Genomic DNA, 24,593 nt, shown 5'->3' with positions numbered 1-24,593 from the left:
TGGTATAATTTCTATAAATCTATAAAATAAGGAGCAGTTTTAAAACAAGAAATCTTAAAAATTCAGTTATTTTTGTTCAACGTATGATTACACAAGACCAACTTAAAGATATTGCCACAAGAATTGAGAAATTAAAATCTTATTTAGAAATAGATAAAAAATTAATTGAAATTGCCAATGAAGAAGAAAAAACGGCAAATCCAGATTTTTGGAATGATCCCAAAGCTGCTGAAGTTGTTATGAAAGAACTTCGTTTTAAGAAAAAATGGGTAGAAGATTATAACAAATCAATTACATTAAATGACGATGTAAATGTCTTATACGAGTTTTATAAAGAAGGTGAAGTTGAAGAATCTGAAATTAACGCACAATTTGAAAAACTAAGTACATTTATAGAGGATATTGAATTTAAAAATATGCTTTCGGAAGAAGGCGATTCTTTATCTGCAACAGTCCAAATTACAGCTGGAGCTGGTGGAACAGAAAGTTGCGATTGGGCAGAAATGCTCTACAGAATGTACACAATGTGGGCAGAAAAACAAGGTTACAAACTTAAAACACTAAACTACCAAGCTGGCGATGCTGCGGGAATAAAAACCGTAACTTTTGAAGTTGATGGCGATTATGCTTTCGGTTGGTTAAAAGGAGAAAATGGTGTTCACAGATTGGTACGTATTTCTCCGTTTGATAGCAATGCAAAACGCCACACAAGCTTTGCCTCTGTTTATGTGTATCCAGTTGCAGACGATTCTATCGAAATTGAAGTAAATCCTGCCGATATAGAAATTACAACCGCAAGATCAAGTGGTGCTGGAGGACAAAATGTAAACAAAGTTGAAACTAAAGTTCAGCTACATCACAAGCCAACGGGAATTCAAATTCAATGTTCAAACTCGCGTTCTCAGCACGATAATAGAGCCACGGCAATGCAAATGTTAAAGTCTCAATTATACGAAATTGAGTTACAGAAACAACAAGCGGCACGTGCAGATATTGAAGCCAATAAAATGAAAAACGAATGGGGAAGTCAAATAAGAAATTACGTAATGCATCCTTATAAATTGGTAAAAGACGTTAGAACTGCACACGAAACTGGTAATGTAGACAATGTTATGAATGGTGATATTCAACCGTTTTTAAAGGCTTTTTTAATGTTAAACGGACAGAAATCAAGTAATCAGTAATCAGTAATCAGTAATCAAAACTAAAAACTTTGAAACTAATATAAAATGATAAAAATATACCACAATAACCGTTGTTCTAAATCAAGATGCGGAATAGCACTTTTAGAAGAATCAGGAAAAGAGTTTGAAGTAGTTAAATATTTAGAAAACATTCCTTCAGAAAAAGAATTGAAAGAAATTATTAAACTTCTAAAAATTGCTCCTATTGAATTGGTTCGTAAAAACGAAAAGGTTTGGAAAGAAGAATTTAAAGGAAAAGAATTATCGGATGCAGCAATTATTACTGCAATGGTAAACAATCCAAAATTAATTGAAAGACCAATTATTATAAATGGAAACAAAGCCGTAATTGGGCGACCAACCGAAAAGATTTTGGAAATTATTTAATTAGAGCTCTCAAGAAATTGGGAGCTTTATTTTATAAAAAACTTCGATTCTAAAAAACCTATTCCGTAGCCAATAAACTGAGTAAAACTTGTTATAACACTCAAAAAAGCAACTACAATATTTTTATTTTGAAGTAAAGAATCCAAAAAGATTAAAACAAAATACAATCCATAGCAATATAATAGTTGGTTAAAACCAAAGATTGCCAGAATAAAACTAATATCAAGCCCAATTATAAATAAACTCGGAAACCAATAGGTTATTTTAGCTGTTTCTGGATACTTTTTATTTAAGATTGGCCTTGCAGTTCCGAATGAGAAAGTCTGCTTAAAAAACTGCTGAATTGTACTTCTACGTTTATGAAATACAAATGCTTTTTCTATCAATTGAGTTTCGAAACCATTTTCCCAAAGTCTAAATGTTAAATCAATATCTTCACCGGTTTTCATTTTTGAAAATCCGTTAGTTTTTTCGAAAGTTGCTTTAGACAACCCTAAATTGAAACTTCTTGGTTGAAATTTACCAACTGCGTTTTTCTTACCTCTAATTCCGCCTGTGGTTAACACAGAAGTCATTGAGTAATTAATTGCTTTTTGTAAGTTGGTAAAACTTTTGTGCGCCGCATCTGGACCACCAAAAGCATCTGTATACTTTTCTTGTAAACTTTTTTGTACTTCTGATAAATATTGAGGCGGAACAATTACATCTGAATCTAAAATGATAAAATAATTACCTGAAGCGCGTTGCATTCCGTAGTTTCTGCTTGCTCCTGCTCCACTGTTTTCTTTGAAAAAATATTGAATTGTTAATTCCTCTGAATACTTTTTTACAATTTCTTCTGAAGATTCTTCTGAGCCGTCTTCAACAATTACAATTTCAAAAGTGTCTGAGAAGTCTTGTTTTGTAAGACTTTCTAATAACTCATCAATTTCTTGCGGTCTGTTATAGACCGGAATTATTATTGAAAATGAAAAATTAGAAAGTATCAACGTTATTTAGTTTTCTATTAGTTAGCAAGTAATTTTAGCCCTGATTGAGCGGTTTGTTTGAGCTCGTTGAGGAACGAAACAGCGAGTAGCGAAAGCAGGAAATAGCTTCTTAAAAACACCTGTTTTGGTTCGCTATTTATTAATCAATTTTAGTTTTTGTAAAAGACCCATTTTTCCTTTTACTCTATTAACCGCAGCATATAATTCGTCTAAAAACTGATTGTTTATAGCGCCTTTTATGGCTAATTTGTAAAAATTGAATGCTTCCATTAATTCTCCTTTTAACTCAAATGACTGTGCCATTTTGTTATAGATAGTTGCTGGATCTGCCACATTTTTAGCGATTGCATTGTTTCCAAAATGGATCATATCATCATACAAATTCATTTCTACAAGCAAATATGCGTAATTGGCATAAACGCCTTGGTAATCTGGAGCAAATTTTATAGCCAATTCTAAATGATATTTTGCTTTTGGATAGTTGTTAAATTTAACGCTATACAACCAACCTAAATGGTTGTGCGCTCTTCCGTAATCTGGAAAATCGCTTAATAAATCTATTAAAATCTCTTTAGCTTCAACAATTTTATTGTCGTCAATTAATTGATCTGCTTCAAAAAATAAATTTTCTGCTTTATTATCACTCATAATTTTAGTTCAATAATTCTTTTGCATGTGTAAGTGCGCTGTCTGAAATATCTTTTCCGCTTAGCATTTCTGCAATTTCCACAATACGTTCGTCTAAAGACAACTGCTTTAAATTTGTAGTTGTAACGCCGTTTATTTCTTCCTTGTACACTTTATAATGCTGCGTTCCTTTTGCGGCTATTTGCGGTAAATGCGTAATTGTAATTACTTGCATATTTTGGCTCATTTGCTGCATTATTGTTGCTATTTTATTAGAAACTTCTCCAGAAACTCCAGTATCAATTTCATCAAAAATAATGGTTGGCAACTTGCTGTTTTGCGATAATACTTTTTTTACTGAAAGCATTATACGAGATAATTCTCCACCAGAAGCTACTTTTTTTAATTCGCCAAAACTACCACCTTTATTTGCTGAAAACAGAAATTCTAATTCGTCTTTTCCGTTTGAAAAGTAATTAGCTGTTTCTTTTATTTTGATTGAAAAACGTGCGTTTTCCATACCTAAATCTGCTAATAAAACTTCTAACTCTTTTGTTAATTTTGGTACCGATTTATTTCTTGAAGTAGAAATCATTGTAGCAACCTCATCTAACTTTTTTGCTACTGAATTAATTTCTTCTTGCTTTTTATTAATGGTTTCTTCTGCACTTTCTACTTGACCAACTTTGTCTGAAAGTGTTGCGTGTATTGCTTGTAATTCTTCAACTGAACTAACAGCATGCTTCTTTTGAAGATTATAAATTAATTGTAATCTATCGTTTATCTTTTCTAATTCATTTGGATTAAATTCAACGTTTTCATTTGCGCTTTCTAATTCAGAAACTATATCATCAAATTCTATTTTTACGGAAGAAATTCGTTCTGAAAGTTCTTTGTATTCTTTAGAAAAATCGGCTATTTTGCTTAAACTGAATTCAATTGAATTTAATAAAGATTGCACACCAACTTCATCATTTACCGCAATTTGAAGCGACTCTGATAAATTTAATTTTATATCTTCAATATTATTGAGCTTATCTAACTTTTCTTCTAATACTTGTTGTTCATCTATTTGTAGCTTGGCTTCTTCAAACTCATTAAACAAATGCAAGTTATAATCGTATTGTTGATTGGCTTCTTTTTGCGATTGCAGTAAGGATAACAACTCTTTTTGCAAAGTATTGTATTGTACCAATCCACGTTTATAAGATGCAATTTTTGTTTGATTTTTAGCTAAAGTGTCTAATACAGAAAACTGAAAATTACTATCGGAAAGTTCTGATGTTTGATGCTGAGAATGCACATCAATCAATTTAGATTTTAACTCATTTAAAACCGATAAAGTTACTGGTGTATCATTTACAAATGCACGTGATTTACCAGAAGGTAAAATCTCTCTTCTGATTATTGTATTTGCTTCGTAATCTAAATCTACTTTGTTAAAAAAAGTTTGTAAATTATAATTAGTTATTGCCAATTGTGCTTCTACAACACATTTTTTAGAGGTATCTTTTAATGTAGAAGAGTCTGCTCGGTTACCTAAAACTAAGCCAAGAGCTCCTAAAAGAATTGATTTACCTGCACCAGTTTCTCCAGTGATTATAGATAATCCTTTTGTAAAATCAATACTTAACTGATTTATTAACGCGTAATTTTGTATGGATAGTTGTGTAAGCAAGTTTTATAAAAATAAGAATATAAAAGTACTTAATTTGGATGAATTAAAGCAATAAATATTACTCAATCTTACGCCACTTATTTCCTTGGGTTGGCATTATCTTTTGTAAAACAGTTGCCATCTTTTGTTGGTTTCTCGATTCTTTTCCATCAGTAAAAATAGTAACTATTTCATCTGATTTTGCGTCTAAGAAAACACGAATCATATAATTACCAACATCTTTATTAAACAATTGCTCTAGTTGCGTAACACTTAATTCAACTTGTTGCTTTCCGTTTGTTAAATCAGAAGAAAACTTGTCCAATCCGTTTCTATGAAAGTTGTAGTAAATACTTCTTAAAGTTGCATATTTAGGTGATAAAAAGTTGTCAATTAATTCAAATCGGTTTTGAGAACCAACTTGATTTTGCCAACCAGAAATACCGCTTTGCTGTGCTTGTAACATTACTCTTTCTGCTTCCTTTAGATAATTTTGTCCTCCTTTTAAAGCGAAAGTATCTGCATCTACACCTAAAATTGTGTACACATAAAACACAATAGTTGAAACTAAATTAGAATCAAACTGTGTAGCATTGTATAATAATGGATCAAACTCATTATAACGAAAACTAAAGTTTCCATCATTTATATTTAAAACAGGCGTTTCATATGTAGATCCAAAAACAGGTCTTGTTGATTGTACTTGAATACTTGCATCAAAATTATTCCCAGATTGGTTGCTAACAATAATTGTAAAAGCACAATTGATTCTTTCTTGCGGTTTTACAGTTTTATTAGTCCATTCTGTTTGATTAATAAATTCTGTTAACGCTATTTCTAAAGTTGAATAAACTTGTTTATTGGTACTCTGAACTTGATCTGCATTAACAGTTACCAACGCATTTAACTCTTGCGAGTTTGCTGTTGCAATCGATAAAAAACAAGCTAAAACAAGTACTATATTACGCATCTATTCTGTTTATAATTTCATTAATAATATCTTTCGATACTTCTTTTTTAGATTTTAATTCAAACACTTGTTGGCTAAAATCTTTATCAATAATAGTAATTTTATTTGTATCTCCTGCAAAACCTGCTCCTTTATCTTGTAGCGAGTTTAAAACAATTAAATCTAAATTTTTACTTTTTATTTTCTTCTTAGCGTTTTCAACTTCGTTATTTGTTTCCAAAGCAAAACCTACCAAAAATTGATTCGTTTTAATTTCACCTAAAGATTTTAAAATATCTTTTGTTGGTGATAACTCTATGTGTAACGAAGCATCTTTCTTTTTTATTTTTTGAGTTGCTATATTTTTTGGTTTATAATCTGCTACAGCAGCAGATAATATAGCAATGTCTACAGTTTTGTATACTTTATGACATGCATTATACATTTCTTCTGCAGATTTTACATCTATTCTTTGAATAAAAGAATGCTTAACCTTTTGGCTAGATGGACCAGAAACTAAAAATACCTCAGCTCCTAAACTTGCCGCAGTTTTTGCAACTTCAAATCCCATTTTACCTGAAGAATGGTTTCCAATAAAACGAACTGGATCTATAGCTTCATAAGTTGGACCCGCAGTAATTAATACTTTTTTACCGCGAAGCGGAAGTTTTGAGTGTACATCTTTTTCAATAAAAGAAACAATATCTTCTGGTTCTGCCATTCTTCCTTCTCCTACTAGACCGCTTGCTAATTCTCCAGAAGTTGCAGGAATCATTACATTGCCAAAGCCTTGTAATTTGTCTAAACTTGTTTTTGTTGATGGATGAATATACATATCCAAATCCATTGCAGGCGCAAAATACACTGGACATTTTGCCGATAAATAGGTTGCTAACAACAAGTTATTACACGTTCCATTAGCCATTTTAGATAATGTATTTGCTGTTGCTGGTGCAACTAAAAACACATCTGCCCAAAGACCTAAATCTACATGATTATTCCATAATTCATTTTCATCTTCTTTATCATAAAAAGTTGAATGAACTGGATTCTTAGAAAGTGTTGAAAGTGTAAGTGGTGTTATAAAATCTTTAGACGCAGGTGTCATAATAACTTTGACTTCTGCGCCTGATTTTATAAATAAACGGACTAAGCTTGCCGTTTTATAAGCGGCAATACCTGCTGTAATACCAAGTAATATTTTTTTACCGCTTAATACAGACATATTATTCTGCGTCTGGTGTTCTGTGGTATACTTTATCATTTAACCATTCTTCAACAGCTAATGCAGTTGGTTTTGGTAAACGTTCGTAAAATTTAGAAACTTCAATTTGTTCTTTGTTTTCAAAAACCTCTTCTAAACTATCGTTGTATGTTGCAAATTCATCTAGCTTTTCTACTAATTCTTTCTTTAAATCAGAATTAATTTGAGTAGCTCTTTTTGCTATAATTGAAATTGCCTCATAGATGTTATCTGTTGGGGCTTCAATTGCACCTTTATCATACGTTATTGTAGTACTAGCTGCATTTGTGTCTTTATAATCCATAATTAAATTTTTGCAAATTGTTTTTGTTCTTCTTGTAATTCTGCTAACATTTCGTTAGAATCTTCCATAAATTTAGATTCTGGGAAATTTCTTTTTAGCTTTTGATAAGCAGTAACTGCTTCTTTAATACGCTCTTCTTTTCTTCTTTTTGTACTTTTTAAAGCAAAATCATTTGCTGCTTTAAAACGGTAATACAATGCTTCTTCTTTAAATTCTGTTCCTAAATAATCTGATAAAAGATTATCGAAAGCTTGTATGGCTGCTTTATAATTTCTTGTATCATAATCCGCAGTTCTATAATATGTCTTCGCTATTTCGAAAGATTTTTTCTCTAACTTATAACGTATTTCTTTATAGTATTTATTTGCCTCAGCAATTTTAGATGAGTTTGGATTTTCATCAATAAACTTTTGAAAAGCATTTAATGCTTTGTTTGTATCTGTTGGATCTAAACTAAAACGTGGTGCAGCTTTGTAATATGATAATGCAGATAAAAATGCTGCTTCTTCTTTTTTAGAACTTTTAGGATAATTCTGAGTAAATCTATCAAAATAATACCCTGCAAGACTGTAACTTTTTTCGTTAAAATTAGAGTTTGCTACCATAAATTGGATACGTTCCATTTGTGGTTTACCTCTATAACTTGGTGTTATTTTTTCAAACAAACGTATTGCTTTACCGTACTTTTGGGCTTCATACATTTTTACAGCCATCTTGTACTGATCTTCTGTTGTTCCTTTATTTAATACTTTTTGATATTCGCCACACGAAATTAAAAGTAAACTGAACGCCAATAAATATACTACTTTCTTCATTATTATATCCCAAATAGGTCGGGTGCAAAATTAGTGATTAATTATGGATTATTAAAACGATTTTTTACACAGTAAATTGTGCGGTGCAATAAACCACAAAATCTCTAATTTTTTTCTGAATTTTATACTAAATGTTTGTTAATTAGTCTTGCTTATGCTGTTAGTACTAGCTGAAGCAAGTTAACTTAGCCCTGATTGAACGGTTTGTTTGAGCTCTTTTTTGTTTTTCTCAAAAAAAGCGAGTAGTGAAAGCAGGAAATAGCTTCTAATTATTATTGTTGATCGGTGTTTTGTTGCCCAACAATTTGCTTTACGTCATTATCAAACAAATATAAACCTCCTTTATCGTCTCCAATTAAGTTGATTTTATCTAAGATATTTCTTGCCAATGCTTCTTCTTCTATTTGTTCAGAAACGTACCATTGTAAGAAATTATGTGTTGCATAATCGCGTTCTTCTAATGTTATATGTACTAAATCGTTGATAGATTTTGATACAAATACTTCGTGATCGAACAATGTTTGAAACATATTTTTAAACGAACCAAATTCTGTTGGTGGCGCTGCTAATTCAGATATTTTTGCGTGACCTCCTCTTTCATTTACAAATTTCACTAATTTTAACATGTGCATACGTTCTTCGTCTGAATGTGCGTACATAAACTGCGCAACACCTTCAAAACCTTGAGTTTCTGCCCAACATGCCATTGATAAATATACTTGTGAAGATTCTGCTTCTATAGTAATTTGACCATTTAATGCTTCTTCTATTTTTTTTGATAACATAATTTCATTTTTAATAGTTCAAAGATGCTAAAAAAAGACCACAATATTGCTATTGTGGTCTTTTGTTTCTCTAATTTTTGTTTAGACAAATTATAAATTATCTATAAACTGTGCTAGTTTTTTTTGTGATTCAGGTGAAGCTTTTACCAACGGTAATCTTACTTCGTCTGAACAGATATTTAATTTATGTAATACCGATTTAATTCCTGCTGGATTGTTTTCTTCAAAAATTGCATTGATAATATCCATTATTTTATAATGAATTTTAAATCCTTCTACATTGTTACCTGCAAGTCCTAAATTAATCATTGTAGAAAATTCTTTTGGCAATGCTTGCCCTATTACCGAAATTACTCCAGAACCTCCTGCTAAGGTTGTTCCTAATGCTAAATCATCATCACCTGAGATTATTAAAAAGTCTGCTGGCTTGTTTTTTATTAACTCGTAATATTGTTGTTGGTTGTTACCTGCTTCTTTAACCGCTACAACATTTTTAAAGTCTTTAGCTAAACGTAAGGTTGTAGCTGGCTCCATATTTTTAGCCGTTCTTCCAGGAACATTATATAAGATTATTGGTTTGTCTGTTGCTTCTGCAATGGCTTTAAAATGCTGATAAAAACCTTCTTGGGTTGGTTTGCTATAATAAGGTGCAACGGATAAAATTCCATCTATATTAGATAAATCTCTCGTTTGTAATTCTTTTACAACATTTGCGGTATTATTTCCGCCAACTCCTAAAACTAAAGGTAAACGACCTTTGTTAACGTCAACAATTACAGCAATTATCTCCTGCTTTTCTTCCTCAGTAATTGTTCCGCTTTCTCCTGTTGTTCCATTAATTACAAGGTAATTTGTTCCGTTATCTATATTATAATTTACTAACTTTTTAAGCGCTTCAAAATCTACACTTAAATCATTATTAAATGGTGTTACTAACGCAACTCCGGTTCCTATAAACTTTTGCATTCTATCGTTTTTTAAAGTCCTGTAAAAATACTTCTTTTTTGGAGACTTTGATTAATAAAAGCTTAGTAACGATTAAATTTTACAGATTGGATTTAACTGTTTAATTTTAATTATTTTAGTGTTTATCTAAAATTTGTAAGTACTTTTTTAATTCTGATAAAAATTCTGAAGTATGATCGGTCTTAGAATGAATTTCTAAGTCGAACAGGTCTTCATTTACGTTTGCAAAACCTGCTTTGTAGGTTGCGTTGGATTTTGCTGTAGCATATTCAATATATAAATGATTGGTATCAAAAAAACCGATTAATAAATCAAATGGTTCATTTAGAAAAACATTAAAGTTTTCATCTTTAATTTTTCCATTTTTAGCAATGTCTTTTTCTGAAAAATGATTTAATGATATTTCATTTTGCTTATCAAATTTTCTAAAACTATAAATTTTAGTATTTTTAATTGCTAATGATTTTTCAACAAGGTTTTGTAAATTATATTTTTGAGAAATTTCTTCTGTAGTAATAATTGCAACTGTTTTAACTTTATTACGCTTAGAACTTTTTATAGTTTCTAATTGTAACTCAGCTAATTTATTTGCAAGAACTGTTTCTTTTTTCTTTAAAAAATTGAACACTTATAGGGTTTTATTATGTTTAATCGTTTATTTTTCTACTATCTCTAACAACAAAAGTTGATTAAGTTGTTTACCATACAATTGAAAATTATCATCAGAGACTAATAATAAAGACTTATTGCCGTTTGCTAATGTTGGCCCAAATGTAATTCCTTCAATGTTATCAATTATTCCGTCTGTTAATTTATTTTCTACATTTTCAAAATTGAATAACAACTTCTTTTTAAGCGGAATAAAATCAGTTTTTCTTAAAGATGCTACATTTAAAATATTTGTAGTTTCGTTTGCTACAGTTGCTTCAAAAATTCGAATAATATTTCCGTGAGCTCCATAACCACTTTGATATGTTCTTTCAATAATAAAAAAATGATTTTCTTTATATTCTAAAATAGCTGTTAAACCATTTAAATTTACTTTTCCTTTAGATGGTTTAGTAATATGTTCTAATTGATATGCAAACTGTTTTGTGGCTTTCTTAGAAGTTTTATCAAAATAAGTAATTCTAATAGGCGAAGATGTTTTTTTAAACGTAGGTTCATCTCCGTCAACTATTAAAGGAGATTCCATTGCAATCCAAAAACCTTTGTTATCTACACTTTTAGAAGAACCTTCAAAAGCTCCATTGTGCTTTAATTTTGCTATTTTATTTGGAATAAAGTAACTCGGAATAGTATAATTATGGACTAATTTACCTAAAGCATCTGTGGTAAATACAGACGGGCTTTTACCTTTAACTATAGAGCCTTCACTAACAAAATTTATTTCTTGGGTTTCTTCGTCAACAAAAATAGATTCTAAGTCTAAAAAAGTATTATTATAAAAAGTTTCCGTTGAATCATTTAAATAAATTACGTCAATAAAATCTATAGATGTAATTGTGTCTTTATCAAATTTAATTTTTGACTTAACAAATCTAGGTTTTCTAGAATCGTCTACAACAAAATAATAATATCCGTTTGCAAAATCTACTCCAGACAAACCACCAATAACAGAATTATTAGACTTAATTGAATCTGCTAAAACAAATTCATCCAAAAGAACCAGTTCTGCCTGAGCATTTGTCTTACAAGACAAAAACACACTTAAAAAAAAGACGTATAAAAGAAAAAATCTCATCAAAAATATTTTATCCTGCAAAGTTATTTATTCTACAAGAGTAGTAAGCTAAAAATGTGTTCTTAGTTTAAAAAACTGTATAAACTGTATTTAAATAAGAATAAGTTTATACGTTTTAGACATCTTCTTTAGTATTCAAATTTACAAAATGAAAAAGTAGTTGCTTTATTAGGATACTATTTTATTGTTTTTTTAATCACGGCTTTCACAATTAAGTATTGAGAAAGGATATACAAAACAACAATTAACACGTTAAACAACTGTTTTGGGCTGTAAAAATTGTTAATCGCTATTAAACTATCAGAAGCAATAAATAAAACCGCACCTAATAACAACCACATATTTGGCGTTGTTCTTTCTTGCCTATAATTTAATAATGCAAATGCTCCAAAAACGGAAATTACTAATCCGTAAACGATTACAGGAATTAGCATTTCACCTAAATTGTGCTTAATAAACTGAAGTACTCCTAAAAAAATCATGGCAAATGGAGGAAAACAAATCAATAATTCTTTAAAATTAAATTTCTTTAAAAATTGCTTCGTCATTACAATATACAAGCAATGCGCTATTAAAAAAGAACCTAAGCCAAATACAAAATAGTTGGTTTTATCCAGTAAAAAAACATCTCCCCAAAAGGAAAAGAACAAAGCAGAAACCAACCAGAAATTTGGCTTTTTTACTGAAACCAAATAGATTATTACCAAAGTTGTCATTAACAATGGTTTAAAAATCATTTCTAATGTTTTGTCTTGAACTATTACCGCATAGACATCAATAATTGTAACTATTAAAAACAATATTGATGCTATTGTTATTTTGGTTTGTTTGGTCATTTAATTGATTAAGTTTATAAAATCTTGTTCCGTAATAATTTCAACACCTAAATCTTGAGCTTTTGTTAATTTACTTGGCCCCATATTATCTCCAGCAACAATAAAACTTGTTTTTTTAGAGATGGAAGAACTTACTTTTCCTCCATTATCTTCAATTGCTTTTTTGAGTTCATTTCTACTCATTTGATGAAAAACGCCTGAGACCACAATTACTTTTCCTTGTAATTTATCGGTTTGATTTGCTAAGTTTTCTGCGGAAACTTCTAATTGAACTCCGTAACTTTTTAATCTATCAATTAATTGAATATTTCCTAAATCTTGAGAAAAATCGATAACACTTTGCGCAATTCTTTCTCCTATTTCATCTACTGAAATTAGAGTTTCTAAATCCGCCGCCATTAAGTTATCAATAGACTTAAAATGTTTTGCTAATTTCTTAGCAACGGTTTCACCTACAAAACGGATTCCTAAAGCAAATAACACTTTTTCAAACGGAATTTCAGTTGATTTTTTTATTCCGTCAACCATATTCTGTGCAGACTTCTCTGCCATACGTTCTAACGGAATTACTTGCTCAACTTTTAAATCGTATAAATCGGCATAATTATGTATTAATCCTTCTTTGCGTAATAAATCTACCGTTTCTCCACCTAAACCATCAATATCCATGGCTTTTCTTGATATAAAATGCTGGATTCTTCCTGTTATTTGTGGCGCGCAACCAAACTCATTTGGGCAATAATGTTTTGCATCACCTACTGTTCTTACCAATTCGGTATTACATTCTGGACAATTTGTTGCATATTTTGTTGGCGCAGAACTTTCTGGGCGTTTAGTTAAATCTACTGCAATTATCTTCGGAATAATTTCTCCTCCTTTTTCTACAAAAACAGTATCGTTTATTCTAATATCCAACTTTTCAATTTGATCGGCATTGTGTAACGAAGCTCGTTTTACAACCGTTCCAGCCAATTGAACTGGTTCTAAATTAGCAACTGGAGTTATTGCTCCAGTTCTACCAACTTGATAGGTAATTTCATGTAAAACTGTTGAAACTTGTTCTGCTTTAAACTTATATGCAATTGCCCAACGTGGCGCTTTTGCTGTATATCCTAACTCTTCTTGTTGTTGTAAATTATTTACTTTTATTACAACTCCGTCTGTTTCATAAGGTAAATTGTGTCTTTTAGAATCCCAAGAATTTACAAAATCGAAAACTGCATCAATTGATGCTGCTAACGTTATTGTTTTTGGAACTTTAAAACCTACTTTTCTTGCGTTTTCTAAGCTTTCAAAATGTGTTTTGTATTTTCTTTCTGAAGTTACTACTTGATACAACAAACAATCCAACGGACGTTTTGCAACCTCTGCGCTGTCTTGTAATTTTAAGCTTCCGCTTGCGGTATTTCTTGGATTTTTATATTCTTCTTCCCCATTTGAAACTCGTTCTTCGTTCATTTTATTGAAACCACCTAACGGTAAAATAATTTCTCCACGCATTTCAAAGTCTGTTACAAAATCGTTTTTTAAATGTAAAGGAATCGATTTTATGGTTCTAATGTTTTTTGAAACATCATCTCCTTGAAAACCATCGCCACGAGTTACGGCTTTTACAAATTTGCCGTTTTCAAACGTTAAGTTTATAGAAGCTCCATCGTATTTAAGTTCGCACGTGTATTCAATATCGTCTGTTCCTAACATTTTTTGAATACGCTTTTCCCAATCTAACAAATCTTCTTTAGAATATGAATTGTCTAAAGAATACATTCGATTTTTGTGGGTAACCGTTTCAAAGTTTTTGGTGATTCCACCTCCAACTCTTTGTGTTGGTGAATTTGCATCAAAAAACTGTGGGTTTTCTTCTTCTAACTTTTCTAATTCTTTTAATTTTATATCAAAATCGAAATCGGAAATTGTTGCATTATCCAACACATAATAATTATAATTATGTGCTCTTAAGTCTTCGCGAAGCGTTTCTATTTGTTGTTGAATTGTCATTTAAAATTACTTTCTTACAGTTCCTGAAAAGTGATTTATTTTTGAGTTGATAGGATTTCCTGAAGATCTTCTATAAGAAGCTAGTTGTCCTGTATGCCAAATTGCATCTGCAATTGGACCATTTATTAAATAATAAAAAGGAACTGTTGTTTTACCATCTTTCTTTGTATCAAATTCAGACACATCTTCACTTACTTTTACACGATTGCTAACAGCTTCTAAATTATATAATGTTTGTGCTCTCATTTCTGCAAAAGACATTTCTTCTCTTGGCTTACTTTGTTCAAATTTTGTATTTGTATACTTTAACAAGGTATTACTTAAACTGTAAATATGTGCTATAGTTTCTTGTGTGGTTCTTGCTTCTGCTGCCGATTGAAAAGCTAAATCTTTTTCTGTTAAATTTTCTGTAGACCAATAATAACGAAACCCTAAGCCGTCTACCATTCTCCCTGCTACGGAACCTGCTGTATAGTTTTCTGCTGATTCTGGAATTTCATAATAGGGTAATTCTTGTGCTTGCATATGACTAATTGATAGTAATAAAATAACAGAAAATAAGATTTTCATTCGTGTTTTATTTTTTGATAAAAATACAGAAAAAACAATCAAATTCAACTATTCTTAAAAATGTAAATTTATTCATTTTTCTTTTCCATTGATGAAAAGAAACAAAAATCTAGACTGATTTTAATTTTCTTAAATTCTACATTGTATTCCACTATCGCATCCAGACCGCTTCGCTCTTTGGACGCTTGCCGTTATATACAATTCGAATTTTAGCGTAAATTAAAAATAGGCCCACAAAACCTTAACTTTTAGACTCAAAAAACTAGCAAACACGTTTAGCCCTGATTGAACGGTATGTTTGAGCTCGTTGAGGAACGAAACAGCGAGTAGTGAAAGCAGGAAATAGCTTCAAATACTTCGACTACGCTCAGTACAAGTTCTTTCGACTACGCTCAGCACATGTTCTTTCGACTACGCTCAACATAAAAAGAAAAACCCGAAACAAATTGCTTCGGGTTTATATATTTAAAGAAACTGAAACGAGTTCAGTATGACAAACTATTAATAATATGTGTAACGACGTACTTTTGCAATGTGTTTTGCAAGACGCATTACTTGATGAGAATATCCGTATTCGTTATCGTACCAAACATAAATTACAATAGTATCTCCATCGGTAATGGTTGCTTTACTATCAAAAATTGATGGCGCAGTTGTACCAACAATATCTGAAGAAACCAACTCATTGTCTAATGAAAATTTAATTTGTTCTACTAAATCTCCTTCTAAAGCATACTTTTTCATAATTGCATTTACAGCTTCTGTAGTTACATTCTGGTGTAATTGCAAGTTTAAAATTGCTAAAGATCCGTTTGGAACTGGAACTCTAATTGCATTTGAAGTTAATTTACCTTCTAAAGCAGGCAATGCTTTTGCTACTGCTTTTCCGGCACCTGTTTCTGTAATTACCATATTTAAAGCTGCTGCTCTACCTCTACGGTATTTCTTGTGCATATTGTCTACCAAATTTTGGTCGTTTGTATATGCGTGTATAGTTTCTAGATGTCCTTTTTTAATTCCGAAGTTATCCTCTAAAACTTTTAAAACAGGCGTAATTGCATTTGTTGTACAAGATGCTGCTGAGAAAATATCTATATTATCTGGATTGTTTTCTAAATGATTTACTCCATGAACAATATTTGGAACTCCTGCTCCTGGCGCAGTTAATAAGACTTTACTTGCTCCTTTTGCTACTAAATGACGACTTAATGCTTCTTTATCTCTAAAAGCTCCTGTGTTGTCTATTACTAAAGCATCGTTAATTCCGTAAGCTGTATAATCGATATCTTCTGGTTTTGCAGCAGAAATCATGTGTACAGTTGTTCCGTTTATTACCAATGCATTGTTTTCTACGTCTGTTTGTACAGTTCCTAAGAAATCTCCATGAACAGAATCGATACTTAATAATGAAGCTCTTTTTTCTAATACAGTTTGGTTAATTTCTCCACGTGTTACAACCGCTCTTAATCTTAATTGAGAACCGCGCCCCATTTTACTCATTAACTCACGTGCTAATAAACGTCCAATTCTACCAAAACCATACAAAACAACGTCTCTAGGTTGTAAATCTGAAACCTCTGCAATGTCTTTTAATTGATTTTTGACAAAGGCAACTTTGTCTTTACAACCATCTTCATTTAAATAACATTCATAAGCTAGTTTACCAATATCTAATTTAGAAGCCGGTAATTCTAATTGCTGAATTGCTCTTGCAATATCTAATGCGTCTTGAATTGTAATTGACTTTGCTACAAACTCACCTGCGTAGTTTATTAAGTTTAAAACTTCACTAGCTCTTTTATCAATTAATGTGTTACGGAATAAAACCAATTCTATTGATTTGTCATACCATAAATCGTTTACAATATTGATAAACTCTGTAGTTGCTTTTCTTGTTTCAGCTTGTAAAACAACTTCTTTCTCGTAATTTACTATTGTTGACATAGTTGTGTTGTTGAAAATTTTTAAAATTTGATGCAAAAGTATTCCTTTTTTTTAGAATACGAAATCGATTTCGTTATAATTTTCACGCAAAATTCATGGCATAAAAAATCCGGCTTTGATAAGTCAAAACCGGATCTAAAAAACATAGCTAACATCTATTTAAAATCTATATCGTTCTAATTCTCCTTTTGGATTTATGGTTTCTAGATAGAAGTGTTGATTACCTGTGTATTTATCTAAAATAGAAACAGCCTCTGAAGCACTATTCACTTTTATATTATTTATTTTTGTTAAAACATAACCTTTTCCAACATTAAAATACGTGAAACCTTTACTGTTAGATGCATCTACAATTTTAGCTCCGTAAGAAATTCCTTTTTCCTTTTTCTCTTTCTCGGTTAAATCTTTTAATTGAACACCAAATCCTTGAGAATAATACGTGTCCTTTTTACTCAACTTAACTTGCTTTTTAAGCTCACTTCCATTTCTATCTATTGTAATTTCAACAAAATCCCCAGGTCTTTTTGCTTTTAATTGTCCCGTAAGTTCAGAAAACTTAGAAATTTTAACATTATTAACTTTAACAATAACATCTCCCTCTATAATACCAGCGCTTTTTGCACCACCATCTTCTGTTACTGATGCTATTTTAACACCTTCAATATCATTTGTTGAAGGAGATCCATCAACATTTATTCCTAAAATAGCCTCTTGTACATTTCCGAACTCTAATAAATCATCTACAACTTTACGTGCAATATTAGACGGCACTGCAAAAGAATACCCAATAAAAGAACCAGTTTTTGATGTAATAGCTGTATTAATACCTATTAATTCTCCTCGTATATTAACCAAAGCTCCTCCACTATTTCCTGGATTAACTGCTGCATCTGTTTGTATAAAAGCATCAATATTTCTATTTCCTTCTAAATCTCTTCCTTTAGCACTTACAATACCAGCGGTTACGGTTGAATTTAAATTATATGGATTACCAACAGCCAAAACCCATTCACCAATTTTTACATTGTCTGAATTTGCAAAAGGTATATAAGGTAAATCGAAACCAGCATCAATTTTCAATAAAGCAATATCATTCTTTTCATCAGTAGCAATTAATGCTGCCTTATATTTTTTCTTGTTATTTAACGTAATCTCTAAATCGTTTGCATTGGCAATTACGTGGTTATTAGAAACAATATAACCATCTGGAGAAATAATAACTCCACTTCCAGTACCAACTTGCGCTCTTGGAACACCTCCATAAAATAAATCTGACAGCGAGTTTACTGAAGATTTTGTATTTGTATTTTTAACATGTACAACCGCGTGCACCGTTTTTTCTGCAGCCTCCGTAAAATCTGTTGGCGCACTTGAGGTATTTATAACTTCTGGACTATAATTTGCATTTACCATTTGCATATTAGGTGTTGTAGTTTGCTCAACAACAACTTGAGGTTTTTCAATTATTAATTTGTAACCTCCCAACGTTACTATTCCTCCAAGAATAGCAGCTCCAATAATTCCGAATACTTTTCTCATTTTATTTTTTGTTTTTATTTACACTCAAATATACACTTTTAACAAATTCAATAAATCTGTTTAACTTCATTTTAACGGACTTTAACGGCTATTTAACAAGTTTTAAATGCTGCTAAATTTGCTATCTTTGCGGTAATGAATTTAACTTTTTATAAATATCAAGGCACAGGAAATGATTTTGTAATGTTTGACAACAGAGCAAATACCTTTCCTAAAAACAACGCAGAAATAATCCATAAATTATGTAATAGAAATTTTGGAATTGGTTCAGACGGTGTTATTCTAATTGAAAATGATGAAAATACAGATTTTAAAATGGTGTATTTTAATGCTGATGGAAGTCAAACTTTTTGTGGAAACGGAGCAAGATGTGCAGTTGCTTTTGCTAAAAAACTAAATATTATTGAAAAAAAAACTACCTTTTTAGCTGTTGATGGAAAACATTTTGCTAAAATTGAAAACGGTATTGTTTCTTTACAAATGATTGATGTTAATGAAATACAACTGAATGACAACTCAGTTTTTATGCACACAGGAACACAGCATCATGTAGAAATTGTTGATGATTTAGAAGAGTATCCTGTTTTTAAAAACGGAAAAGAAATTAGAAACAGCTATCAAGATCCTGGAAGTAACGTAAACTTTGTACAACAAATTGATGCTTCCACTTTTAGAGTTAGAACTTATGAAAAAGGTGTAGAAGATGAAACTTTAGCTTGCGGAACTGGAGTTACAGCAGTTGCTATTGCAATGCATAAAACAAATAAAACAAACAGTAACTTAATTTCTTTACCTGTTGAAGGAGGAAATTTAGAGGTTTCATTTACTGAAGAAAAGGGCGTTTATAAAAATGTATTTTTAAAAGGACCTGCTCAATTTGTTTTTAATGGTGAAATAGAAATATAATGCAAACACTTTTAGGTCAAAAAATAAAATTAAGAGCCTTAGAACCCGAAGATTTAGAGTTTCTATTCAACACAGAAAACAATGAAGCTTTTTGGGAAGTTAGTCATACGCAAACTCCTTTTTCTAAATTTTTATTGAAACAATATTTAGAAAATGCACATTTAGATATTTTTGAAGCTAAACAACTTCGCTTAATAATTGAAGAGATTAGTTCAGGCAAACAAATTGGAATGATCGATGTATTCGATTTTAATCCACAACATAAACGCGCAGGAATTGGTGTTTTAATTGCTGAAAAAGAACAACAAAACGGTTTTGCATCAGAAGCTTTAGAATTATTAATTAATTATTGTTTTAAACACTTAAATTTACATCAACTTTTTGCTAATATTACGGAAGACAACGCTAAAAGCTTAGCATTATTCAAGAAACATAATTTTACACAAATTGGCATAAAAAAAGACTGGATTTTATCCGAAGGGAATTATAAAAACGAAATCTTATTTCAACTTATCAACAAACCCTTTAAGAAGGATTAAGCTTTATAAGCTCAAGAAAAAATATTTAAATTTTATGAATAAAAAACTTTTATACGGAATTATTGGATTCCTTTTATTTGCAGGAATTATTGGGTTTAACTACTACCAAAAAATCTTTGGTAACACCATTACAAAAGAAACTATCCTTTTTGTTAGTTCTAAGGAAAGTCTTATTGATGTAAAAGAAAAACTAGCACCTTTTTCTAAAAGTCCAGAAACATTTCTTTGGGTGTCAGCTAAAAAGAATTTCTCTAAGCCCAAACCTGGTAGATATGTACTAAAAGAAGGAATGTCTAATAACGACATCGTAAACATGTTACGCATTGGAAATCAAGCTCCAATAAAAATAGCTTTTAACAACCAAGATACAGTAGAAAAATTAGCAGGTAGAATTGCTGAACAATTAGAAACCGACTCTATTTCTTTACTGAACGCTTTTACTGATACATCTTTTTTATCAAAAAACAACTTATCTAAAAAAGCTGCTATTCAAATTTACATTCCTAATAGTTATGAGGTTTATTGGAATACTTCCGCTGAAAAATTTAGAGATAAAATGTTGCGAGAATACAAACGCTTTTGGAATTCTAATAGATTAGAAAAAGCAAATAAACTAGGCTTAACAAAAGATCAAGTTATTACATTAGCTTCTATAGTGCAAAAAGAAACTGCTCAAAAAAGCGAACGTCCAATTGTTGCTGGATTGTATTTAAACAGATTAAAAGGAGGTTGGCCGCTTCAAGCAGACCCAACTATTATCTATTGTGTTAAAGAAATTAAAGGCCAAGATTTTGTTGTAAAAAGAGTACTTACTAAAGACTTGGAATTAAAATCGCCTTATAACACTTATAAAAACACAGGCTTACCGCCAACGTTAATTGCAATGCCAGATGTTTCTGCAATAGATGCCGTTTTAAATCCTGCTAAACACAAATACATGTATATGTGCGCTAGTGTTGATAAAATTGGTTTTCATGAGTTTGCAAAAACATTATCTCAACATAATAGAAATGCCGCAAAATACCAACGATGGATTAATCAAAGAGGAATTGGAAGATAATATTAACAAAATTTTATTCGCAATAAATTAACCACTTTATTAAATACAATTCAACAGATACTAGATTAAACGCATTCATTTACAAAAAAAGCATAGTGAAATTCCTAATTTGATAAAATGAAAAACACTGTAAATTATTGATTATTAGGTGTTTAATTATTTTACCTGTATCTTTGCATCGCTAAACAGAAACAATTAGTTATTAGAAATTTAATATTGATTTTAGTTTTTATAGGTTTAACCAACTTTACTACTACTAACCCAAAAGAAAGTAAAACTATAAATAAAGCTACCGTTACAAATACAAACTCGGTGGTAATTCCTCTTTTACAAAAAGACTTTATTGGCTTTAAAGAAGCTTTAGCTTTTAAAGAATCTCAAGGAAAATACAATGCTGTAAACTCTTTAGGATATCTTGGTAAATATCAATTTGGTAAAACCACTTTACTACGTTTTAGAATTTATAATACAAAAGCATTTTTAAACACTCCAGAATTGCAAGAAAAAGCGTTTATAGCACTTTGTAAAGTAAATAAATACATTTTAAGAAAGGACATAAAACGTTCTGTAGGAAAAACCATAAACGGTATTAAAATTACAGAGTCTGGAATTTTAGCAGCCGCTCATTTAAGTGGTGCTGGAAATGTAAAAAAATACTTACGTAGTAAAGGTGTAAACAAGTTCTCTGACGCTTATGGAGCAACAATTGAATCTTATTTAAATAAATTTAAAGGATATGATGTTTCTGTTATTCAAGCAAATAAAAAAGCTACAGTTTAATAGAAAAAAAGAAACTTCCTTTAAAATTGTCATTCCCGTGAAAACGGGAATCTAAATAAAAGAATTTCTTAAAATTATTTTATTACTTCTGAATAATAAAAATTGCTGGACGCTTATGTAAATCTGGCTTTTGTTTTTTCCAATCGTTTATTGAATATGTTTTAATATATTCTGAAGGAAGCGAAATATCGCAAGCAATACACAAGTTAGTTACTGGTGATAAAGCTGCTTTTAAATCTGCCAACATTTTTTCATTTCTATACGGCGTTTCAATAAAGATTTGAGATTGATTTTTATCTTTAGACAACTTCTCTAAATCTTTAATTGCTCTTTTTCTTTCTGATTTGTCAATTGGTAAATAACCATTAAAAGCAAAACTTTGCCCATTCATACCAGAAGCCATTATTGCCATTAAAATTGAAGAAGGCCCAACTAACGGTACAACTTGAATATTATTATCATGCGCTAACTTTACAATAGTTGCTCCTGGATCTGCAACGGCAGGAACTCCTGCTTCGGAAAGCAAACCAACATTAATTCCTTTTTTACATACATCTAAATAACTATCGGTTTCAAAAGCGTCTGCATATTTGTCTAAAAGCATCAATTCTAAAGATGCTTGTGATTTTTTTGGTGTAATTTTTTTGATAAATCTACGAGCAGATTTTTCATTTTCTACAATAAAATAATCGATTTGTTCAACAACTTTTTTTACCGATAATGGCATTACTTCTAAAGGTTCTGTATCGCCTAAAGTTGTAGGAATTAAATATAATTTACCGTTCATTATTGTAGTTTTTTAACAATTATAGTACACGCTTCATCAAGCATTTCATAGACATTATCAAATCCAGAATCTCCTCCAAAATATGGATCTGGAACGCTTTTATTTGAATTTGGGTAAACTTCATTTAAAATCATTTTTACCTTTTGCATATCCTTCTCATTCCTAGAAACATTCCTTACTTCAACATAATTACCTTGATCCATCACATATATTAAATCAAAATTATCAAAATCTTCAACATTAAATTTTCTGCATTTTTGATTCGCAATATCAATACCGTGCTTTTTAGCAACTTCAATAGATCGAGAATCTGGCAAACGTCCTTCATAATACCCAGCAGTTCCAGCGGAATCCACAAAAATACTCTCGGAAACTTTAGATTGCAGGATTCCTTCCGCCAAAGGCGAACGACAAATATTACCTAAACAAACCATTAGTATTTTCATATAAAAGAGATTAAAAAAAACCTCACAAAAAGTGAGGTTGTATATTTTAAAAAGTAAGTTTCTTTCTTAAATCCTCAACGTATTTTCTAAATTGTTTATCCGTTTCGGTAAGATTATCAACCGTTTTACAAGCGTGTAACACAGTTGCATGGTCTCTTTGACCAATTTGGTTACCAATACTTGCTAACGAAGTTTTAGTTAATCTTTTAGCAAAAAACATTGCTAATTGACGTGCTTGTACAATATGTCGCTTACGTGTTTTAGATTGCAATGTAGCAACATCCATATCAAAATACTTAGAAACTTCTTTCTGAATAAAGTCTATTGAAACTTCTTTCTTAGTATTCTTAACAAACTTATCTACAATTTGTTTCGCTAATTCTAAGGTAAATTCTTTTCTATTAAAAGATGCTTGTGCAATCATAGAAATAATTACACCTTCTAGCTCACGAACGTTAGATTTTATGTTTTTAGCAATATATTCAACTATTTCTTCTGGCATTTCTACACCATCTCTAAATAATTTATTTTGAAGAATAGAAATTCGTGTTTCGTAATCTGGCGCTTGTAACTCCGCAGACAATCCCCATTTAAAACGAGAAAGTAAACGCTGTTCTATATCTTGCATATCCACAGGTGCTTTGTCTGATGTTAAAATTACCTGCTTACCATTTTGGTGTAAATGATTGAATATGTGGAAAAACACATCTTGAGTTCCAGTTTTACCTGACAAGAACTGTACATCATCAATTATAAGAACATCTATCATTTGATAGAAGTGAATAAAGTCATTACGTGTATTAGACTTTACTGAATCTATAAATTGTTGTGTAAATTTTTCCGAAGAAATATATAAAACTGTCTTATCTGGATATTTATCTTTTATCTCAACACCAATTGCGTGCCCTAAATGTGTTTTTCCTAAACCAACACCTCCGTAAATTAATAACGGATTAAAAGAAGTTCCTCCTGGTTTATTTGCAACTGCCATACCAGCAGAGCGAGCTAAACGGTTAGAATCTCCTTCAACAAAATTTGTAAAATTATAATTCGGATTTAATTGAGATTCAATTTTTACTTTTTGCAATCCTGGAATTATAAAAGGATTTTTTAATTCCCTTTTAGATTCTAAAGGAACTGTTACTTTTTGAGTTTTTAATGGATTACGATTAGAACTTGGTATTTTAACTGTCTGTGGATTATTGCTACTATACGTATTTTCCATACGTACATCATAAATCAATTTTGCATCTGCACCTAACTCTCTAACTAATGCAACTCTTAACAATTTAATATAGTGCTCTTCTAACCACTCGTAAAAAAATTTACTTGGCACTTGTATTGTTAATGCTTCACCAGCTAATTTTACAGGTTTTATTGGTTCAAACCATGTTTTATATGCTTGTGGTTTTATGTTGTCCTTTATAAAAGACAAGCATTCATTCCAAACTGAGTTAGCAGTTTTAGTCATTATTGTTATAGTAAATTTTTGTTTGTTTAATCTAGATATAAGCCCTCTTAATACCCCTTTTCTATCG

The 24,593-nt window shown here is 30.7% G+C and carries 25 protein-coding genes; 6 read left to right on the top strand and 19 right to left on the bottom strand.

The window, feature by feature from the left end; translation table 11 throughout:
• Positions 1–83 precede the first annotated feature (83 nt).
• Positions 84–1,184: a peptide chain release factor 2 gene (prfB, locus tag LPB136_RS01585; RefSeq protein WP_072554455.1), complete on the top strand. Its 1,101-nt coding sequence runs from the start codon at positions 84–86 to the stop codon at positions 1,182–1,184.
• Positions 1,185–1,229: 45 nt separating this feature from the next.
• Complete coding sequence (arsC, locus tag LPB136_RS01580; protein ID WP_072554454.1) at positions 1,230–1,571, top strand: arsenate reductase (glutaredoxin); 342 nt, start codon at positions 1,230–1,232, stop codon at positions 1,569–1,571.
• 26 nt (positions 1,572–1,597) lie between these two features.
• On the opposite strand, the gene LPB136_RS01575 is transcribed toward arsC, so the two are convergent.
• The 16 genes from LPB136_RS01575 to LPB136_RS01500 form a co-directional block, all read right to left on the bottom strand.
• Positions 1,598–2,560 carry a glycosyltransferase family 2 protein gene (locus LPB136_RS01575; protein WP_158009582.1) on the bottom strand — a complete coding sequence of 321 codons (963 nt, stop codon included), beginning with the start codon at positions 2,558–2,560 and terminating at the stop codon, positions 1,598–1,600.
• Positions 2,561–2,692: 132 nt separating this feature from the next.
• The gene (locus LPB136_RS01570) at positions 2,693–3,208 is read right to left on the bottom strand and encodes a hypothetical protein (RefSeq protein ID WP_083426162.1); all 516 of its coding nucleotides are present in this window, start codon (positions 3,206–3,208) and stop codon (positions 2,693–2,695) included.
• A 4-nt stretch (positions 3,209–3,212) separates the two neighbouring features.
• Positions 3,213–4,865 carry a DNA repair protein RecN gene (gene recN, locus LPB136_RS01565; RefSeq protein WP_072554452.1) on the bottom strand — a complete coding sequence of 551 codons (1,653 nt, stop codon included), beginning with the start codon at positions 4,863–4,865 and terminating at the stop codon, positions 3,213–3,215.
• A 58-nt stretch (positions 4,866–4,923) separates the two neighbouring features.
• The gene (gene porD / locus LPB136_RS01560) at positions 4,924–5,814 is read right to left on the bottom strand and encodes a type IX secretion system protein PorD (RefSeq protein ID WP_072554451.1); all 891 of its coding nucleotides are present in this window, start codon (positions 5,812–5,814) and stop codon (positions 4,924–4,926) included.
• On the bottom strand, positions 5,807–7,018 hold the full coding sequence (gene coaBC, locus LPB136_RS01555; protein WP_072556871.1) for a bifunctional phosphopantothenoylcysteine decarboxylase/phosphopantothenate--cysteine ligase CoaBC: 1,212 nt from the start codon (positions 7,016–7,018) through the stop codon (positions 5,807–5,809). The genes porD and coaBC overlap by 8 nt, the downstream gene beginning before the upstream one ends.
• Position 7,019: 1 nt before the next feature.
• The gene (locus LPB136_RS01550; protein ID WP_072554450.1) at positions 7,020–7,340 is read right to left on the bottom strand and encodes a DNA-directed RNA polymerase subunit omega; all 321 of its coding nucleotides are present in this window, start codon (positions 7,338–7,340) and stop codon (positions 7,020–7,022) included.
• Positions 7,341–7,342: 2 nt separating this feature from the next.
• Positions 7,343–8,155: an outer membrane protein assembly factor BamD gene (locus LPB136_RS01545; RefSeq protein WP_072554449.1), complete on the bottom strand. Its 813-nt coding sequence runs from the start codon at positions 8,153–8,155 to the stop codon at positions 7,343–7,345.
• Positions 8,156–8,427: 272 nt separating this feature from the next.
• Positions 8,428–8,940: a ferritin gene (locus LPB136_RS01540; protein WP_072554448.1), complete on the bottom strand. Its 513-nt coding sequence runs from the start codon at positions 8,938–8,940 to the stop codon at positions 8,428–8,430.
• Positions 8,941–9,030: 90 nt separating this feature from the next.
• On the bottom strand, positions 9,031–9,906 hold the full coding sequence (gene dapA / locus LPB136_RS01535) for a 4-hydroxy-tetrahydrodipicolinate synthase (RefSeq protein ID WP_072554447.1): 876 nt from the start codon (positions 9,904–9,906) through the stop codon (positions 9,031–9,033).
• 115 nt (positions 9,907–10,021) lie between these two features.
• A complete protein-coding gene (locus tag LPB136_RS01530; RefSeq protein WP_072554446.1) occupies positions 10,022–10,534 on the bottom strand; it encodes a DUF6913 domain-containing protein in 513 nt (170 codons plus the stop codon).
• A 27-nt stretch (positions 10,535–10,561) separates the two neighbouring features.
• Positions 10,562–11,569 (bottom strand): esterase-like activity of phytase family protein, encoded by a 1,008-nt coding sequence (locus tag LPB136_RS01525; protein ID WP_158009581.1) that lies wholly within the window; start codon positions 11,567–11,569, stop codon positions 10,562–10,564.
• Positions 11,570–11,826: 257 nt separating this feature from the next.
• Positions 11,827–12,486, bottom strand: coding sequence for a lysoplasmalogenase (locus LPB136_RS01520; protein ID WP_072554444.1), 660 nt, complete (start codon positions 12,484–12,486; stop codon positions 11,827–11,829).
• A complete protein-coding gene (ligA, locus tag LPB136_RS01515; protein WP_072554443.1) occupies positions 12,487–14,484 on the bottom strand; it encodes an NAD-dependent DNA ligase LigA in 1,998 nt (665 codons plus the stop codon).
• A gap of 6 nt (positions 14,485–14,490) precedes the next feature.
• Positions 14,491–15,054 carry a hypothetical protein gene (locus LPB136_RS01510; protein WP_072556870.1) on the bottom strand — a complete coding sequence of 188 codons (564 nt, stop codon included), beginning with the start codon at positions 15,052–15,054 and terminating at the stop codon, positions 14,491–14,493.
• A 501-nt stretch (positions 15,055–15,555) separates the two neighbouring features.
• On the bottom strand, positions 15,556–16,998 hold the full coding sequence (locus LPB136_RS01505; protein WP_072554442.1) for a glyceraldehyde-3-phosphate dehydrogenase: 1,443 nt from the start codon (positions 16,996–16,998) through the stop codon (positions 15,556–15,558).
• Positions 16,999–17,157: 159 nt separating this feature from the next.
• The gene (locus tag LPB136_RS01500) at positions 17,158–18,537 is read right to left on the bottom strand and encodes a S1C family serine protease (RefSeq protein ID WP_072554441.1); all 1,380 of its coding nucleotides are present in this window, start codon (positions 18,535–18,537) and stop codon (positions 17,158–17,160) included.
• 135 nt (positions 18,538–18,672) lie between these two features.
• On the opposite strand from LPB136_RS01500, the gene dapF reads away from it, so the two are divergent.
• From dapF to LPB136_RS01480, 4 genes are all read left to right on the top strand, one after another.
• Positions 18,673–19,443: a diaminopimelate epimerase gene (gene dapF / locus LPB136_RS01495; RefSeq protein WP_072554440.1), complete on the top strand. Its 771-nt coding sequence runs from the start codon at positions 18,673–18,675 to the stop codon at positions 19,441–19,443.
• The gene (locus LPB136_RS01490; protein WP_072554439.1) at positions 19,443–19,982 is read left to right on the top strand and encodes a GNAT family N-acetyltransferase; all 540 of its coding nucleotides are present in this window, start codon (positions 19,443–19,445) and stop codon (positions 19,980–19,982) included. Before dapF ends, LPB136_RS01490 begins: the two co-directional genes overlap by 1 nt.
• A 34-nt stretch (positions 19,983–20,016) precedes the next feature.
• The gene (gene mltG, locus LPB136_RS01485; protein ID WP_072554438.1) at positions 20,017–21,042 is read left to right on the top strand and encodes an endolytic transglycosylase MltG; all 1,026 of its coding nucleotides are present in this window, start codon (positions 20,017–20,019) and stop codon (positions 21,040–21,042) included.
• 216 nt (positions 21,043–21,258) lie between these two features.
• Positions 21,259–21,822: a peptidoglycan-binding protein LysM gene (locus LPB136_RS01480; protein WP_237267409.1), complete on the top strand. Its 564-nt coding sequence runs from the start codon at positions 21,259–21,261 to the stop codon at positions 21,820–21,822.
• 82 nt (positions 21,823–21,904) lie between these two features.
• Here the strand turns inward: LPB136_RS01480 and LPB136_RS01475 are convergent, their stop codons facing one another.
• Genes LPB136_RS01475 through dnaA form a run of 3 tightly spaced genes read right to left on the bottom strand, consistent with a single transcriptional unit; the run spans position 21,905 to position 24,526 of the window.
• Positions 21,905–22,609 (bottom strand): SAM-dependent methyltransferase, encoded by a 705-nt coding sequence (locus LPB136_RS01475; RefSeq protein ID WP_072554436.1) that lies wholly within the window; start codon positions 22,607–22,609, stop codon positions 21,905–21,907.
• On the bottom strand, positions 22,609–23,055 hold the full coding sequence (locus LPB136_RS01470; RefSeq protein WP_237267408.1) for a low molecular weight protein-tyrosine-phosphatase: 447 nt from the start codon (positions 23,053–23,055) through the stop codon (positions 22,609–22,611). Before LPB136_RS01470 ends, LPB136_RS01475 begins: the two co-directional genes overlap by 1 nt.
• Before the next feature lie 46 nt (positions 23,056–23,101).
• Positions 23,102–24,526 carry a chromosomal replication initiator protein DnaA gene (gene dnaA, locus LPB136_RS01465; protein ID WP_072554435.1) on the bottom strand — a complete coding sequence of 475 codons (1,425 nt, stop codon included), beginning with the start codon at positions 24,524–24,526 and terminating at the stop codon, positions 23,102–23,104.
• Between the last annotated feature and the right edge of the window lie 67 nt (positions 24,527–24,593).

The sequence above is a fragment of the Tenacibaculum todarodis genome, assembly GCF_001889045.1.
Lineage (GTDB): Bacteria > Bacteroidota > Bacteroidia > Flavobacteriales > Flavobacteriaceae > Polaribacter > Polaribacter todarodis.
Note: the sequence above shows the minus strand (reverse complement) of the source record. Positions and strands in the feature narration are given on the sequence as shown.